This window comes from Arthrobacter sp. M2012083 (assembly GCF_000281065.1).
Classification (GTDB): domain Bacteria; phylum Actinomycetota; class Actinomycetes; order Actinomycetales; family Micrococcaceae; genus Arthrobacter.
Map to the genome: position 1 here is coordinate 1 of NZ_AKKK01000050.1, position 14,760 is coordinate 14,760.

Consider the following 14,760-nt stretch of genomic DNA (forward strand, 5'->3'; position numbering starts at 1 on the left):
TTGGCCGAGGTCAGGGAGGTGAGGTTGGTCAGGACTTTGTTCGCTGCGATCACCGGTGAGGACGCGACCACGGTGGTTTTGGTGCCCGTGCAGCTGTAGGGGGCTGCGGCGCCGGTCCAGGCTACGGAGCAGTTTTCGATGGTCAGTTGCAGGCCGTTGGTGGCATCGGTGGTGAGCAGCGATGCGGTGGCGCCGGCGGAGGTGGTGAGGGTGACGTTGTTCAGGTCCGAGTTGCCGGTGTTGGCCAGGGTGACGAGTTTTTCGACCTTGTCGCCGGGGAGCAGGCCTGCGACGGGGACGTTGAGGGTGTTGGCCGGGCCGGGTGCGCCGAGTGCGATGGTGACGGTCCCGGCGGTGACTGCCTGGGAGGCGGAGGTGGAGGAGGTGAACGCGCCGTAGGTGCCCATGCCGGCCACTGCGGCTGCGGTGCCGACCAGTGCGACGGACGCGAGGATTTTGCCGGAGGTGGTCTTGAGGCTGATGGCCATCTGAGTATGGTCCTTTCGGGAGGCCGCCGTGGGTCTGGCCGGCTGTTCATTTCAGCCTCTCTGGCTGACAAGAACTACTGTGCCGGGCCCGGATCAAGAACAAATCCTGTGTTCGGTCAACAGTTCCTCAAGAAAGCCTCAATACTCCTGCGGGCTCGGTGTCTGGACGTAGGCTGTACCTGTGAGTCAACCGCTGGACGAGGGTCCGTTCTTTCACGGCACCAAAGCCCATCTTCGGGAAGGTGATCTCCTGAGGCCAGGTTTCAGGTCGAACTACCGACCTGAAGTTGTCATGAACCATATCTACTTCACGGCTCTTCGGGACGGTGCGGGGCTGGCTGCCGAGCTGGCGGCCGGCGACGGGGAGCCGCGCGTCTATGCCGTTGAACCCACAGGAGCGTTCGAGGACGACCCGAACGTGACCGACAAGAAATTCCCGGGAAACCCCACCCGATCGTTCCGCAGCAGCGCCCCTCTTAAGGTCATTGGTGAAGTGACCGACTGGACTCGCCTGACTCCCCAAGCACTGCAAGACTGGCGGGAACGGCTGATGGCAATCGTCGCGGACGAACGCTGCCAAATCATCAACTAGCAGGCTTTGCGCGAATCCAGCGCTCAGGCTAGGTAGTGGACCCTCCGGAAACAGCAAAAAGACGAGTACCAACTACTCGTGTGCTGGCTTGGCGGCTCGTCTTTACTGGACCCAGCGGATCCCCGCAACGGCCAGTGACCCCCCTCGTTGGCCGGGGCTGCCCAAGGGTCCGCGGCAGGGGCCGGACGGCATCACCCAGAAGTGCTGTCCGGCCCTGCGCACAGTGCCCTGCCATTGTTTTCAGGGGCCCAGCATGTATATCGTTAACTATCGTTCAGTATCGTTCGCGACATACCGAGGTGAGCCTGATGCACAATTCATTCCCTGCAAACGGATTTATGGGAAACAATCTGGACGGCATGTGGCAGGCCGTGGAGGAGTTCCGCTCGCGCTTTGAGAAGCGCTCAGGTACCAGGGCCGGGCGTGGCGAGTTGAGGACAGCCATTCTGGCCCTCCTCGCTGAGCGTCCAATGCACGGTTATCAGATCATCCGTGAAATCGAAGAGCGGAGCGGTGGAAGCTGGAAGCCGAGCGCCGGCTCCGTTTATCCGACCCTTCAGTTGCTGGCAGATGAGGGTTTCGTCAGCACTGAGGAATCAAATGGCCGCAAAATCTACTCCCTCACTGAAGCCGGACGCGAGGACGTTGCAAATGCCGAAACAGCAGCGCCTTGGGAGTCCGCTGGCAACACTCCTGGTTTCGGCGCGCTGCCCAAGGCAGGCGTTGAGCTTGCTCAGGCGGCGGCCCAGGTGGGTCGCACGGGTACGCCTAAGCAGGTGCAGGAAGCTGTGACGGTGTTGGAAGACGCACGCCGTCGGCTGTACTCGATCCTCGCCCGGGACTGAAGGGGTGACGTCGGTTCGACGCGACTGGACGGACCCCTTGGCCGGTGAAGCCCGGACCCGTTACCGTCGAATCCTGCGGTTTGCCGCATGGCATTTGCTGGTCACTTGGTGGTTCGAGCTGTTCCTGCCTCGAGTCGGGCTGCGCCGACTTACTGAACGCAGCCGGGCGCGAAGGATGCGGCGCTTCGCGCAGCGCTTCCATGGTCTTGCGGTGGAGCTTGGCGGTTTGATGATCAAAGTGGGCCAGTTCATGTCTTCCAGGCTCGATGTGCTCCCGCCGGAGATCACTGCCGAGCTGGAGGGACTTCAGGACGAAGTTCCGCCGGTCCCCTTCCCGGCCATTCGCGCGCTTGCTGAGGCCGAACTGGGTGCGCCCTTGGAAGCAGTGTTCGCTTCGATCGACGAAACACCGATCGCAGCCGCGTCACTCGGGCAGGCCCACCGGGCGAAATTGCTCCCCGGCAACGCTGAAGACACTGGCCTCAGCAGCGTGGTTTTCAAAGTGCAGAGACCGGGCATCGATAAGATCGTGGACGTCGATCTCGCTGCCCTGAGGAGAGTGGGTGGCTGGCTTAGCCGCATTCGTATCGTCTCAAACCGCGCCGATGTGCCCGCCCTCATCAAAGAGTTCGCCCAGACCAGCCTCGAGGAAATCGATTACCTGAATGAGGCAGCAAATTCAGAGCGCTTTGCTGCTGACTTCGTCGACGACGCCCGGGTGACGGTGCCGGGGGTGGTCTGGGAACGGACCACACGCCGCGTGCTCACCTTGGAAGATGTCACAGCCATCAAGATCACGGATGCGGAGTCGCTGCGCATGGCGGGGATCGACCCTGCCTCCGTTGCCCCTGTTTTCGCTTCAGTGATGTTTGATCAGTTGTTCACCAACGGTTTCTTCCACGCCGATCCGCACCCCGGCAATATCTTTGTTACACCCAATGCCGGATCAGCGGCGCATCCATGGAAACTGACGTTTATCGATTTCGGGATGATGGGCGAGGTTCCCGCGAAGACCAGGAGCGGACTGCGTAAACTCCTGATCGCGGCTGCCTCGCGGGATGGAAAGGGTCTCGTCGCCGCCATCAGCGACGTCGGCGTCTTGATGCCCTCGGCTGATACTGCCGAGTTGGAGCGGGCCATGACGCAGCTGTTCGCACGTTTTGGCGGGATGGGTTTCGCTGAACTTCGCGATGTGGATCCGCGGGAATTCCGTGATTTTGGCGCGGAGTTCGGCAATGTGATCAGGTCGCTTCCGTTTCAGTTGCCGGAGAATTTCCTGCTCATCATCCGTGCAATGTCGCTTACATCGGGGGTGTGCAGTTCGCTGGACGTCCGTTTCAATCTGTGGGATTCGGTGGAACCGTATGCGGCACAGTTGCTGCGCGATGAGCGCGGCAATCTCGTCAACGACGTCGCTGCACAGGCGTTCGACGCCGCCGCGCTGGCCTTGCGCCTGCCGAAGCGACTCGACGGGTTGGTCACCAAACTGGAAGACGGTGCGCTGCAGGTATCCAACCGGCGCCTGGAACGACAAATTGCCCGCATTATCGCCTTGCTCAAGCGAGCAGTGGGTGCGCTGGTCTTCGGAGCGATCCTGGTGGCTGGATCCGTGATCCGGGCGGAGGACTTAGTGCTCGGCAACGTGCTGATGTTCGGGTCGGTGGTTCCGCTGCTCTACGGTTTGTGGTCCGGCCGGGGTCATCTGTAAGCAAACCTTCGTCGTCGTAGAATTGCCCTGTGACTCAGACCCCCGCCCCACGTCCCGAGGCCTCCGGCAACATGTCCGGCCCCATCCTGGTGGGGGTGATGCCGGGGCAACATGCCATCGTCGTGGAGCAGGCAGCGCAGGTGGCCGCCCGCGCGGGCCTGCCACTGGTCTGCGCCTATGCGGATGTCACGGTGTATCCCGTGGACGGAACAACCGGCGGGCCGGCCGCCCCGATTGATCCGGATGGCCTCGATGAAACCCAAAGAATTCCCGAATCGTTGATGGCGAACATCGCCGAACAACTGGCCGGCCGGAACGTCGAGTGGTCCATCGTTCCGCTGGCGGGCGAGCCTGCACGAGCCTTGGCTCGCGAGGCCGGGGACATCGGTGCCTCCATGATCGTGGTGGGTACGCGGGAGCACAACCTAACGGCTGCACTCAAAGAGCTGACGGCGGGTTCCGTAGCCCGGCATCTGGTCCATCGCCAAGACTTGCCTGTGCTCGTTGTCCCCGTGAACCCGCGAGTCCCGGACGACGATGACGACGACTGAGGCAAAAAGACCAATTCATCTTCATTGGGGTTTCATCGGCATAGTAGCGGCAGGAGGGGTGTTCGGAGCGCTCGCTCGATACGGACTGGGGCCCATCATCCCCGTGCCGGGTGCCTGGCCACTCCCCACCTTGGTCATTAATCTCTCCGGTGCGCTGGCACTGGGCGCCCTACTGGAAGGGCTCTCCCGCAGAGGGCCCGACGTCGGCAGTCGCCGTGTCTTGCGGCTTGCCTTGGGTACGGGCTTCCTAGGCGCTTTCACGACGTACAGCACCCTCGCTTTGGATGCAGTCCATCTGTTGACGGCGGATGAAATAGCGGGAGTTGCCGGGTATCTTGCTACCAGCCTGCTCGGCGGAGCGGCGGCCACTACCGCAGGCATCTGGTTGGGAGCTTGGCATCACAGGCGTTCCATGGGACAGCACTCGTGACAGTCCTCTTCCTCGCCTTGGCTGGAGGCATCGGCGCAGCTACCAGGTTCATGGTGGACGGTTTGATCAGGCATCGGCTGAAGACGGCCCTCCCGTGGGGAACCATCCTGATCAACGTCTCAGGTTCCTTGGCGCTCGGGTTCCTTGCCGGACTGCTGATGCGGGGCCAAACACCTGAGTCCCTGTTCTTAATCGTGGGAACAGGCTTCCTGGGTGGATACACCACGTTCAGTACGGCAAGCCTGGAGACCATCCGGCTGATCCAAAGTGGCAGGACGGGTTTGGCGCTCATTAACGGCCTGGGATCCATGGCGGCAAGCGTTCTTGCTGCAGCGGCAGGAGTGGGGATTGGCCTGTTGCCCGCTTGAGCAGGTTGATGGCTTCAGCAGTGGCGAACCTCACCCACAAAAGTGTCATGGCCCGGCTGTAGGATCGAGCCATGGCTAAGAAGACTTTCAATGAGCTGTTGTCCGCCCAGGTCGCCAATGAGTTTGCGGCCTCCCAGCAATACATCGCAGTAGCTGTGTATTTTGATGGCGAAGACTTGCCGCAGCTGGCCCGTCACTTCTATCGCCAGGCCCTCGAAGAGCGCAACCACGCCATGATGATGGTCCAATACATGCTGGACCGTAACGTGCACGTGGAGATCCCGGGTATCGCCCCGGTGCGCAACAACTTCAGCAACGCCAAGGAGCCCATCGCCCTCGCCTTGGAGCAGGAAAAGGAAGTCACCAGGAGCATTGAGGAGATGTTCCGCGTTGCCCGTGCAGAGGGCGACGCTTTGGGTGAGCAGTTCATGCTGTGGTTCCTCAAGGAACAGGTCGAGGAAGTTGCCTCAATGACCACATTGCTGAACATCACGGAACGTGCAGAGAACCTCTTCGACATCGAGAACTACGTCGCGCGCGAAACCGTAGGCGACGGCGGACACGACACCAGCGCGCCATCGGCCGCCGGCGGGGTCATCTAGTTACCCGCCTCGGGTAGGTACCTCAAGGGGCCGCTGGATGCTTAGCTTCCGGCGGCCTCTTCGCTGTCCATGTTCTTGTCCGGATGGGACCGGCTCAACAAGGACAAACGGCTGGCGATGCGCGCAAAGTCCACCGGCAGGGTGTTGCCGCTGGGCTCAACGTCCCAGTCGAGAGGTCCATCGCCCACCAGGAACAGCGTGATGTCCTGGTCGTAAAGGACATCCACCACGTTGCCGAACCGCTGCCAGGCTGAAGCGGACGCAGCATCATCCGCCGGCGAGGGAACGTCGTCGATGACCCATGTCCTGAATGTTTCAGCCAAGGCGAGAAAGTCCGACGTCGAGGTCAACCCTCCGCACAGTTCCTCAAATCCAACCCACAGGAGATCCGGATCGGAGTTCTTGACCACGATCGGTTGGGTGGTGGGGGTCAACACGCGGCTTTGCGGGGGCGTTGGCCGGAAGAGGCCCAGGCGCCCCAGTTGTAGGGGTGTGCCGGGGGAAATAATGCGGCCTGAGCGAAACGCACCAATACCGGTAGCAGGGTCGGTTCCAACAACCGGATGGCGACGAAAATCCGAGGCGCCACTGATTTCCACGGTATCCATCATCTCCTTGATCGCCTCGATGGTGGGCAGGAAATGGTCGTGCCATAGGGGATTGGGCAGCAAGTCGTCCGGGGCGTAATTGGATGTCACCACAAGGGGAACCCGACGCTGCGCCGCCGCCCGGAGCAAGCGGGAAATGAACATGCCGTCGCCGATGTCGTGGACGTGGAACTCGTCAAAGAACAGAACCTCAACGTTGTCCAGCAGCGCGTCCACTGACTGCTGGATTGCTGGTCCATTACCGGACTCCAAGCCAAGCATGCCGCTATGGAGCTTACGAAAAAAATCGTGGAAGTGGACACGCCGCTTCCGCGCCTCGAGCCGTCCATAGAAGCTATCCATCAGCCACGTCTTACCGCGGCCAACAGGTCCGTGGAGGTAAAGGCTTCGGGGCGGTTTCCCGGGAAGCGCCCGACGGCGGCGAGTTACCTGGGCGCCGAAGGCTGCCAATCGCTCGGCTGCTTGCCGCTGGCTGGATTCGAGCTCAAAACCCGACCGCGCGGCGTCGTGCGCCATGCCCTCAACCAAACTCCCCATGACGTCGCGCCGAGTGCGCGGATCAGGCCTCAACGGCGGCGTCACAACCAGCCTTTGCGTTTGAAGATGACATACATGAGCAATGCGGCGCCGAACATGAGCCCAACTGCCAGAGGGTAGCCGAAGTCCCAATGCAGCTCGGGCATATGGTCGAAGTTCATTCCGTAGACGCCCGCCACGAAGGATGGAGCAAAGAGGATAGCTGCCCAGGAGGAGATCTTCTTGACCTGCTCGTTTTGGGCTGCGCTGGCCTCGTTTTGGCGGTTGGCGGTCAGCGTTCCGTCAAGGGTGAGCGCGTTCTGAAGGAGATCCCGGAATGAGTTGGCCCTGGAGATCACGCGTTGGACGTGGTCCTCGACGTCCCGGAGCGAGCGCTGCAGCTCGATGTCCACGCCGTACTTCTCGAAGCCCTTCTCCAGCAGCACCATCATGTTCGGAAGGGGATGAATGGCACGCTGGAACTGGATCACTTCGCGGGCGAGCTCATAGATGCGGCGTGAAACGGCGCTATCACCGCTGAAGAGCTGATCTTCAATCTCGTCGATGTCATTTTCCAGGCCCGCAACCACCGGGGCGTAATCATCCACCACTTGGTCCAGGAGGGCGTACAGGACCGCCTCGGGGCCGTGGCGGAGGAGGTCCGGGCGCTCCTCAAGCCGCTTACGCACACGGGCCACGCCACCGGTTTCGGCATGCCGGATGGTCACCACAAAGTTCGGTCCCGTGAAGACGTGGAGCTCGCCGAACTCCACAGTTTCGGTTTCGTCCAGGTAGCGGGCCGGCCGCAGTACCGTAAACAGGTTGTGGTCGTAGCGCTCAAGCTTTGGCCGCTGGTGCGCCGAGACGGCGTCTTCCACTGCGAGCTCGTGAAGCCCGAACTCTTGGGCGACGGCGGCCATCTCCTCTTGCGTGGGACGGTACAGGCCAATCCAAGCCATGCCGCCATGTTCCGCCAACGTCTCAAAGGTCTGTTCGAGGGTGCGGGGGGTGGCTGTGCGGACGCCGTCCACGTATACGGCGTTGTCGATAATGGTCACTGGTTGAACGCTACTGCATGGCTCCGATGATGGCGCCCGCGATGGTCATCGCCACGATGTCGTGACCGGAGTCGATGACGGTTACTGCCGTTGGGCGCCCGGCGAAGCCGTTATGAATGACATGGCCGCCGGCACGGAACACCAAGGCAAGGATCAGCGCGAAGAAACCGCCGGCAAGGAAGGTGTTGAGCTCCAGGGCACTGATGAGGATGGCAAGGAGAATGCTGGTCACGGCCGCTGCCACCATCATGGGAACCCAAATGCCTGCGCCGCCTTCAATGTTCTTGAGGTCGTCCTCGGTCTTGCCGATTGCCTGCATCCACTTCCGGCCAAGTACAGCCGGCATGTACCAGACGAAGCCGATCACCATGCTTGAAACGAAGGCCAGCAGTACGGCGAGCCAGTTGATCTGGGAGATGTGTGAGAGCCAATCCATGCCTAAGAGCCTAGTGCGTTCAGGCCTCTGAGCTTGCGCTCCGGCCTTCTTGCCTGGACCGTGTTGGTGTTGCAGCCATTCGCCCGATGAGTGGCTCTGTGCGGTACGGGATATGGGTGTGCAGGGCAAGTACTGTTTCGGTCCTGATGACTCCCTTGGTGCGAAGCACTGACCGCAAAGCTGACTGCAGGTTGTGTGTATCCGTTGCCACCACGCGGCACCACAGATCGCCGCGGCCGGAGATTTCATGGACCTCCAACACTTGGGGGATCAGGCGCAAGGCGCCGATGACGCCGTCGAGTTCCCGGTGGGTCACTTCAATCGTGACGAAGGCGACGACGTCGTACCCCACCTTTTCAAGGTCCACCTCCCGCCCAGCGGCCTGCAGCACGCCGGAACGAAGAAGGCGCTTTACCCTGCTGTGGGCAGTGTTGCGCGCTATGCCCAGTTCATCGCTTAACTCGGCGATCTGGATGCGGGGGTCCTTGATCAGTTCCAAGAGGATCTTCAGATCCAGGGGGTCAAGGGTGTTCAAATGTTCACTCCAGCTCACTTGGCTACTACTACTTTGAGTGTTTTGCTCAATTCTTGCCTTCTGATGGTTCTCCAAGATCAGTGCTACTGCATTCTATTGCCATCACTACATAGCAGGGCTGCGACTCTCACAAGGAAGCGAACAGCCCCGCCACCGAGTCCGAAGGCATGGAAAATGACTGTCTTGAGCGAACTCCGCATGCGTCCGGCTACCGCCGAACGCTGGGGATGGGATGCCTCCACAACTGCCAGGTTGGTCCTGGCCGGGGTTGTGATTTTTACGCTGCTGGTTGGCGCTAACCTGGCCACGCCTTTGTACCCTTTGCTGCAAGCCAGGCTCGGCATGTCTTCGTTCGGCGTGACGGTTGCGTTCTCCAGCTACGTCCTCGCACTCGTAGCAGTTCTCATGGTGGCGGGCCATTGGTCGGACCACATCGGGCGGAGGGCAGCGCTGGTGCTCGCTGTCCTCGTCGGTTTGGCCGGAGGCATGATCTTTGCGAATGCGGACACTCTCATCACGTTGTCCCTGGGGCGGGCGCTTCAAGGCGTGGCAGTTGGTCTCGCTACGGGAGCTAGTTCGGCTGCCCTGCGCGATCTGCTGCCCACACGGCCCGACTGGGCGTCCCGCTTTACGCTGCTTTCCTCCGCCGGAGGCGTGGCCGCAGGTCCTGCAATCGGTGGTCTCTTGTCGCTCCTGCCGGACCCCACACGCACTCCGTACTACGTGCACTCCGCGGTATTGGTAGCTGCCCTTATTCCCCTGTGGCTGCTGAAGGCCAGGCCAGCCATCGCGCCGGCGGATGGGCCGAAGCCACTCAAGGTACTGGCCCCACGGAGGCCGTCCATTTCCCATGATGCCCGCGGAGCATTCTGGATGGCTGCGGCTACCGGGTTCCTGAGTTTCGCAGTTTTCGGCTTCTGCCTTTCCTTGGCGCCTGGATATTTCGCAAGCGTTGTCCACGCCGATTCCAGGCCGCTGATCGGACTGCTTGCCGGCGTCACTTTGGGCGCTTCAGCCCTGAGCCAACTGCTGGGTGCGCGCGGAGCCTTCGTTGTCCCCGTGGCGCTTGCCGTGCTGGGGGTCTCGGTTGTTTTGGTGGGAGCCGCCGCAGCATGGTCCAGCCCTTGGCTGCTGGTGGCTGCCAGCATCACCGCCGGAGTGGGACAAGGGATTGCTTTTCGGCAGGTATTCAACGAGGTGGCCGGGAAAGTGGAAGCCGCCCGCCACGCCCAGGTCATCAGCACCGTCTACGTCATCACGTATCTGGGGAGTGCTGTTCCGGTGATTGGGCTGGGATTGGCTGTCTCGGCGCTCGGCCTGCAACCCGCCGTCGTGGGTTTCACTGCTGTGTGCGGCCTGGCTGCCTTGTCGCTTGCGGCCGTGTCCCTTCGAAGCGCGTGGCGTTCCTGACCAGTTGCGTTGTTCCTGACCAGTTGCGTTGTTCCTGAATTGCTCGGTTTATTCGGGCAGCGGTCCCCGGTTGCCGGGAATGTGCTGGAACACCATGGTGGTTTCCGTGTGACCCACCACGGGATCTGTGGCGAGGTTGTCCAGGAGCCAGTTGCGGAGGTCGTCCGTATTGGCGACGGCAATGTGAAGCAGGTAGTCCACTGAACCGGTGGTGTGGAAAGTGGAAATGACGGCCGGGAGTTTGGGGACCCGCGCCGTAAAGCGGTCGATTTGGTCACGGTCATGGGCGCGGAGGCGAACAGCTATGAGGGCCTGGACAGAGCGGCCGATGGCCGGCAGGCTCAAGACCGCTTCAAATCCCTCAATGATTCCGCGTTCGGAAAGCGCCCTGGTGCGCATCAGGGCAGTGGAGGGGGCGATTCCTACAAGTTCAGCCAACTGCTTGTTGGAGATCCGGGCGTCGTCCACCAATGCGGCGAGGATTCGTTCATCGATCGCGTCGAGCGGCTCTGCGCTGCCCGTGCTTGACCGAACATTCTTCGTGGGGTTGCTCACGGATCCTCCTGAAATTGCCTTTTGTCCATCCTAATCCGTGAAATCTTCAGGTGACTATCGTTTTGCGGGGCGACGGCGCGCCCGTCGCCGATCCAACCGTTGGAGTGGCTCACTAAGCAGCATCACCAGCAGCGGCCAGTTTCCTGCGCCCGGAATGGTAAGGGCCAGAACAAGCGCCAACAGGAAAAGCCCGGAAACGATGCCACTGGCTCGAATTCCTGACACTGCATCAGCGTCATCCATGGTGTGGAGGTCCGGGTGGGCCCGCAAATAGGCGCGGGCCAGAAGGAGCATGAGACTGGTGGCGAACAGGGTTCCAATGTAAACGAGGGGCTGCGTCCAGTCAGACTGCATCTGGGTGGACAGTGATGTAGCCACGGGCATCACCACGATGGTGAACATCCATGCGACCGTCAGCCACAACAGTCCCGGGTCCACGCGCTTGACGCTGTGGAACAGCTTGTGGTGGTGCACCCAAAACACTGCAATCAGGATGAAGCTCAGGACAAAGCCGAGCAGGGCGTACTGTTCTTCCGCCAGCCACTCACCCGTGGTGCCGTCATGGTCTGCCAGCTCACCCACACTCTCCATGAGGGGCAGGATCAACAACGTCAAAGCAATCGCCACCACGGCATCCGTAAACGCCTGCAAACGCTCCGGCGACGACAGCTCCCGGCTTTTCGTGACCTGTGTCATGCCTCCGATTGTAGGGGCAGCCCGGCCGAAATCAGCGGGAGTCCAGCCGTGGGCGGTGCACTATGAAGGTGACTGCCGCCGTCGTACATGACAACGCGATGACGCTCAACGCCAAAGCCGGCCACCCAAACGCCTGAAAGGCAAGACCGCCGGCCCAACCGATGACGCTGGAACCAAGGTAGTAGGACAGGTTGTACAGGGACGCTGCTTGCGCCCGGCCAGTGGTGGCGATAGCTCCCGTCCATCCGGACCCAACGCTATGGGCGGCGAAGAAGCCGCCAGTGAAGATCACCAGCCCGGCAAGGGTGGCTGCGAGGTTTTCCACCAACGTCGTCGCCAAACCGGCCGACATGATGGCAATACCTGCCACCAGGACATTGCGCCGGCCGAACCTGGTGGTCAGTCCCGCGGCCCATCGTGAGCTGACGGTCCCGGATAAGTACGCCAGGAAAATAAGGCTCACGACTGTGGCAGGAAGCCCAAAAGGTTCGGCATGCAGTCGGAATCCGAGGTAGTTGTAAACGGCAACAAAACCACCCATGAGCAGGAAAGCCTGCAAGTACAGCGAGAGCAGCTTGGGATTACTCGAGTGCCGGCCGAGGGTTCGGAGGGCTCCGCGAAATCCTATGGGCGGGGCGGGACTGAACCGGCGTTGCTTCGGAACAAGGACAAGGAACAAGACTGCTGAAACGGTGGCCAGCAGGGAAACGGCCAGCGCCGCGGCGCGCCACCCCCAAAGTTCTCCAACAGGTCCGGCGACCAAACGCCCGGCCAAACCACCCAAGGTAGTTCCGGCAACGTAGGATCCAGCGGCAAGGGCCGTATGGACTTTGGTAACTTCCTCATTGAGGTAGGCGATGGCGATGGCCGGGATTCCGCCCAGGGCCATGCCTTCCAGAGTTCGGAGCCCCAACAGCCAGGGCACGGTTGGTGCCAGGGGCACCAGCAAACCCAACAGCGTGGCGACGGCGATGCCGATGGCCATGGCGCGGACCCGGCCAATCCTGTCGGCCACAAAGGACCATGGCAACACAGTGGCTGCCAAGCCCACAGTGGCGAGGGAAATGCTCAAGGCCGCTTCGGCCGCGGTGATCCGGAGGTCCGCGGCCATGAGTGGAAGTACGGCCTGCGTGGAATACAACTGCGCGAATGTCGCAACGCCGGCAAGCGCCAAAGCGGCCAGGACGCGGCTATAGCCGCGGGAACCTTTGACGTGCCCGTCCCAGGACCCGGTGCTGGGCTTGAAAGTTGCTTTGCTCACCGAGCCAGATTAGGGCTGAGTGAACTTCACGTTCCAATGCATAGGTCCCTTAGGATTGATGCACCAGTGCATGAATTGATCCTGCCAAAAATGGAGCCTCATGGAGCCCGATCACCAGCAACTCGTTCAACTGCTCCCTCTGCTGCCTGTCTTGGCGGAGCTCGGCCGCACGGAACACATGACTGAAACCGCCGAGATCCTCGGCGTTCCACAGTCGACAGTGAGCAGGGCCGTGGCACGTGCAAGCGCCATAGTGGGGATGGACCTGCTGATCCGCGAGGGTCGAGGCATTCGCCTGACGCCGGCCGCTCGGACGCTGCTGCCCTACATCGAAGCTGCCCTGGAGGATTTCCAAGCCGGGCTGGACAGGGTGCGGCACGAATCGGACGTTGTGAGGGGCAGGATTGGGGTCTCGTTCCAACACACCTTTGGTGAAGCCACCCTTCCCTTGCTCATCAGCGCCTTCCGCGCCCACCACCCGCACGCAGTGTTCGAACTTTGGCAGGGTCCCCGCGACGATTGCTTGAAGCAGTTGGCTAACGGGGACATGGATTTCGCGTTGACGGCACCCATCGCGCCGGAGGGGCGGGGCATTCATGCTCTGCCGTTGTACCGCGAGCCATTGCGTGCGGTGCTGCACTACCGGCACCCTCTGGCTGGAAGGGCCAGCCTTAGCCTCTCCGAACTCCGGTACGAACCGTACGTCACCCTCCCTGAGGGTGTGGGCCTTCGGGCGTTGGGCGAAGCGCTCCTGCGCGAAGCCGGATTCCGGCCGAGGATCGCTTTTGAAGTCCAGGAGTCCACCTCTGCCCGTGGATTGGTCTCGGCCGGGCTCGGCTTTAGCATCCTGCCGCCAGCCGGACCCGGTTCAGGAACCGGCCAGTTCCTTCCCGAGGCCGAACTTGGGCTCGTTGAAGTGGCTATCGAATCCGATCTGGCGTTCCGGCAGATCGGTATCGCCTGGAGGGAGCGGAGTTTCGAACCGGACGCCATCAGGCTGTTCCGGGAACTGGTGGTGACCGAGGGCGGGGACTTGCTGGCCGAACTTGTCAGAGCCCGTTCAGGAACTCCCTGACCACATCCTTCGCGGATCCTTCCCTTGCCTGCTGCCAGCCGGTCCCTGCCCACAGGTTGATGCGGTGGGGATCACCTGCCGCCGATGATGCAGCCCGGACGGGGCTGGTGAGGTGGTGGATGGCCGGATATCCCTCCGGCGCGTCCTGATGGTCGCGGACGAATTCATTGACCAGCGAACGTGCCCAGCGCCCCGTGAATGCCCGGGTCATAGCTGTCTCCGTGAAGGCAGGGTCACCAAAAGCGTCCTTGTGCGGCTTCCGTGCGCCGCTCTCATCAGTGCGGACCAAGGCGGTACCCACCTGTGCGGCAACCGCGCCCGCTGCCAGCACTTCGCGCAGCGTGGCGTTATCCATGACGGCTCCGGCAGCGATGAGCGGAAGCCCGACGGCGGCACGCACCTGGGCCACCAGCTCCGCCGTCGTACGGCCTGCTTGTCCCCGCCGGCCAGGCAGGAAAGCTGCTGTGTGTCCGCCCGCGGAGCTGTGCTGCACTGCGATGGCGTCGGGGCCCTCCTCTGCAGCCGCAAGCGCTTCGTCCACACTGGTAACACTGGAGATGACCCGGCTGCCTGCTTTTTGCAGGGCGTGGACCACCGGCTTTCCCGGGAGGCCGAAAGCGAAGCTCACAAACTCCACGGGCTCGGCCAGCAGGGCATCGATCTTGTCCTGCCAGGCGTCGTCGTCATCGAGTCGGAGGGGAGGTAGCGTCACGCCGTAACGGGCCGCCTCGGGTTCGAGTGCCGCCCGGTACGCCTCAATGTCAGCCCGTGCTTCAGGACCGGGCGGGAGCTGGCCTGGGTCCGGTACGAACACGTTCATGCCAAACGGAACATTGAGTTCCCGCGTGGCAGCGATTTCAGCCGTCATGGCTTCGGGGCTTTTGTAGCCGGCAGCAATGAAACCCAGCCCACCGCCCTCATGAACCGCTTTTACCAGCGCCGGCGTGGACGTTCCCCCGGCCATGGGAGCTGCAACAAACGGTGTACCAAAAAGGGATTCAGGCATGTGCGGTTTCTCCTCCGGAC

At 61.9% G+C, this 14,760-nt stretch carries 18 protein-coding genes; 9 read left to right on the plus strand and 9 right to left on the minus strand.

Going from position 1 to position 14,760, the window contains the following annotated elements:
* Positions 1 to 488 (minus strand): TasA family protein (locus A477_RS0118345; protein ID WP_017200352.1); only part of this gene is annotated, 488 nt, incomplete at its 3' end.
* Positions 489 to 669: 181 nt separating this feature from the next.
* Here A477_RS0118345 and arr point away from each other — a divergent pair.
* The 7 genes from arr (at position 670) to A477_RS0118380 (ending at position 5,584) form a co-directional block, all read left to right on the plus strand.
* Positions 670 to 1,080: an NAD(+)--rifampin ADP-ribosyltransferase gene (gene arr / locus A477_RS0118350; protein ID WP_017200353.1), complete on the plus strand. Its 411-nt coding sequence runs from the start codon at positions 670 to 672 to the stop codon at positions 1,078 to 1,080.
* 308 nt (positions 1,081 to 1,388) lie between these two features.
* Positions 1,389 to 1,925 (plus strand): PadR family transcriptional regulator, encoded by a 537-nt coding sequence (locus tag A477_RS0118355; RefSeq protein WP_026005748.1) that lies wholly within the window; start codon positions 1,389 to 1,391, stop codon positions 1,923 to 1,925.
* A gap of 4 nt (positions 1,926 to 1,929) precedes the next feature.
* Positions 1,930 to 3,633 (plus strand): ABC1 kinase family protein, encoded by a 1,704-nt coding sequence (locus A477_RS0118360; protein ID WP_017200355.1) that lies wholly within the window; start codon positions 1,930 to 1,932, stop codon positions 3,631 to 3,633.
* Positions 3,634 to 3,662: 29 nt separating this feature from the next.
* Complete coding sequence (locus A477_RS0118365; RefSeq protein ID WP_017200356.1) at positions 3,663 to 4,184, plus strand: universal stress protein; 522 nt, start codon at positions 3,663 to 3,665, stop codon at positions 4,182 to 4,184.
* Positions 4,171 to 4,614, plus strand: a complete 444-nt coding sequence (locus tag A477_RS0118370; RefSeq protein WP_083848069.1) for a fluoride efflux transporter FluC — start codon at positions 4,171 to 4,173, stop codon at positions 4,612 to 4,614. Before A477_RS0118365 ends, A477_RS0118370 begins: the two co-directional genes overlap by 14 nt.
* A complete protein-coding gene (gene crcB / locus A477_RS0118375) occupies positions 4,611 to 4,982 on the plus strand; it encodes a fluoride efflux transporter CrcB (protein ID WP_017200358.1) in 372 nt (123 codons plus the stop codon). The genes A477_RS0118370 and crcB overlap by 4 nt, the downstream gene beginning before the upstream one ends.
* 71 nt (positions 4,983 to 5,053) lie before the next feature.
* Positions 5,054 to 5,584: a ferritin gene (locus A477_RS0118380; protein ID WP_017200359.1), complete on the plus strand. Its 531-nt coding sequence runs from the start codon at positions 5,054 to 5,056 to the stop codon at positions 5,582 to 5,584.
* A 41-nt stretch (positions 5,585 to 5,625) separates the two neighbouring features.
* Here A477_RS0118380 and zapE read toward each other — a convergent pair whose 3' ends face one another.
* The 4 genes from zapE to A477_RS0118400 are packed head-to-tail and all read right to left on the minus strand — an operon-like array spanning position 5,626 to position 8,737.
* Entirely contained in the window at positions 5,626 to 6,729 is a 1,104-nt protein-coding gene (zapE, locus tag A477_RS0118385; protein ID WP_017200360.1) for a cell division protein ZapE, read from the minus strand.
* A gap of 41 nt (positions 6,730 to 6,770) precedes the next feature.
* Positions 6,771 to 7,766, minus strand: a complete 996-nt coding sequence (gene corA, locus A477_RS0118390; protein WP_017200361.1) for a magnesium/cobalt transporter CorA — start codon at positions 7,764 to 7,766, stop codon at positions 6,771 to 6,773.
* Positions 7,767 to 7,776: 10 nt separating this feature from the next.
* The gene (locus tag A477_RS0118395; RefSeq protein ID WP_017200362.1) at positions 7,777 to 8,202 is read right to left on the minus strand and encodes a DUF1761 domain-containing protein; all 426 of its coding nucleotides are present in this window, start codon (positions 8,200 to 8,202) and stop codon (positions 7,777 to 7,779) included.
* A gap of 19 nt (positions 8,203 to 8,221) precedes the next feature.
* Entirely contained in the window at positions 8,222 to 8,737 is a 516-nt protein-coding gene (locus A477_RS0118400; protein WP_017200363.1) for an Lrp/AsnC family transcriptional regulator, read from the minus strand.
* A gap of 174 nt (positions 8,738 to 8,911) precedes the next feature.
* On the opposite strand from A477_RS0118400, the gene A477_RS0118405 reads away from it, so the two are divergent.
* Positions 8,912 to 10,147: an MFS transporter gene (locus A477_RS0118405; protein WP_026005751.1), complete on the plus strand. Its 1,236-nt coding sequence runs from the start codon at positions 8,912 to 8,914 to the stop codon at positions 10,145 to 10,147.
* Positions 10,148 to 10,195: 48 nt separating this feature from the next.
* On the opposite strand, the gene A477_RS0118410 is transcribed toward A477_RS0118405, so the two are convergent.
* Genes A477_RS0118410 through A477_RS0118420 form a run of 3 tightly spaced genes read right to left on the minus strand, consistent with a single transcriptional unit; the run spans position 10,196 to position 12,659 of the window.
* Positions 10,196 to 10,702 carry an Lrp/AsnC family transcriptional regulator gene (locus A477_RS0118410; protein ID WP_011775479.1) on the minus strand — a complete coding sequence of 169 codons (507 nt, stop codon included), beginning with the start codon at positions 10,700 to 10,702 and terminating at the stop codon, positions 10,196 to 10,198.
* Between the two features lie 54 nt (positions 10,703 to 10,756).
* Complete coding sequence (locus A477_RS0118415; protein WP_017200365.1) at positions 10,757 to 11,398, minus strand: TMEM175 family protein; 642 nt, start codon at positions 11,396 to 11,398, stop codon at positions 10,757 to 10,759.
* A gap of 31 nt (positions 11,399 to 11,429) precedes the next feature.
* A complete protein-coding gene (locus tag A477_RS0118420; protein WP_017200366.1) occupies positions 11,430 to 12,659 on the minus strand; it encodes an MFS transporter in 1,230 nt (409 codons plus the stop codon).
* Positions 12,660 to 12,759: 100 nt separating this feature from the next.
* Between A477_RS0118420 and A477_RS0118425 the strand changes: the two genes are divergently transcribed.
* Positions 12,760 to 13,734 carry a LysR family transcriptional regulator gene (locus tag A477_RS0118425; protein ID WP_026005752.1) on the plus strand — a complete coding sequence of 325 codons (975 nt, stop codon included), beginning with the start codon at positions 12,760 to 12,762 and terminating at the stop codon, positions 13,732 to 13,734.
* Here A477_RS0118425 and A477_RS0118430 read toward each other — a convergent pair.
* Entirely contained in the window at positions 13,709 to 14,740 is a 1,032-nt protein-coding gene (locus A477_RS0118430; protein ID WP_192812025.1) for a nitronate monooxygenase, read from the minus strand. The two genes, A477_RS0118425 and A477_RS0118430, sit on opposite strands and share 26 nt — an antisense overlap.
* Positions 14,741 to 14,760: the final 20 nt, after the last annotated feature.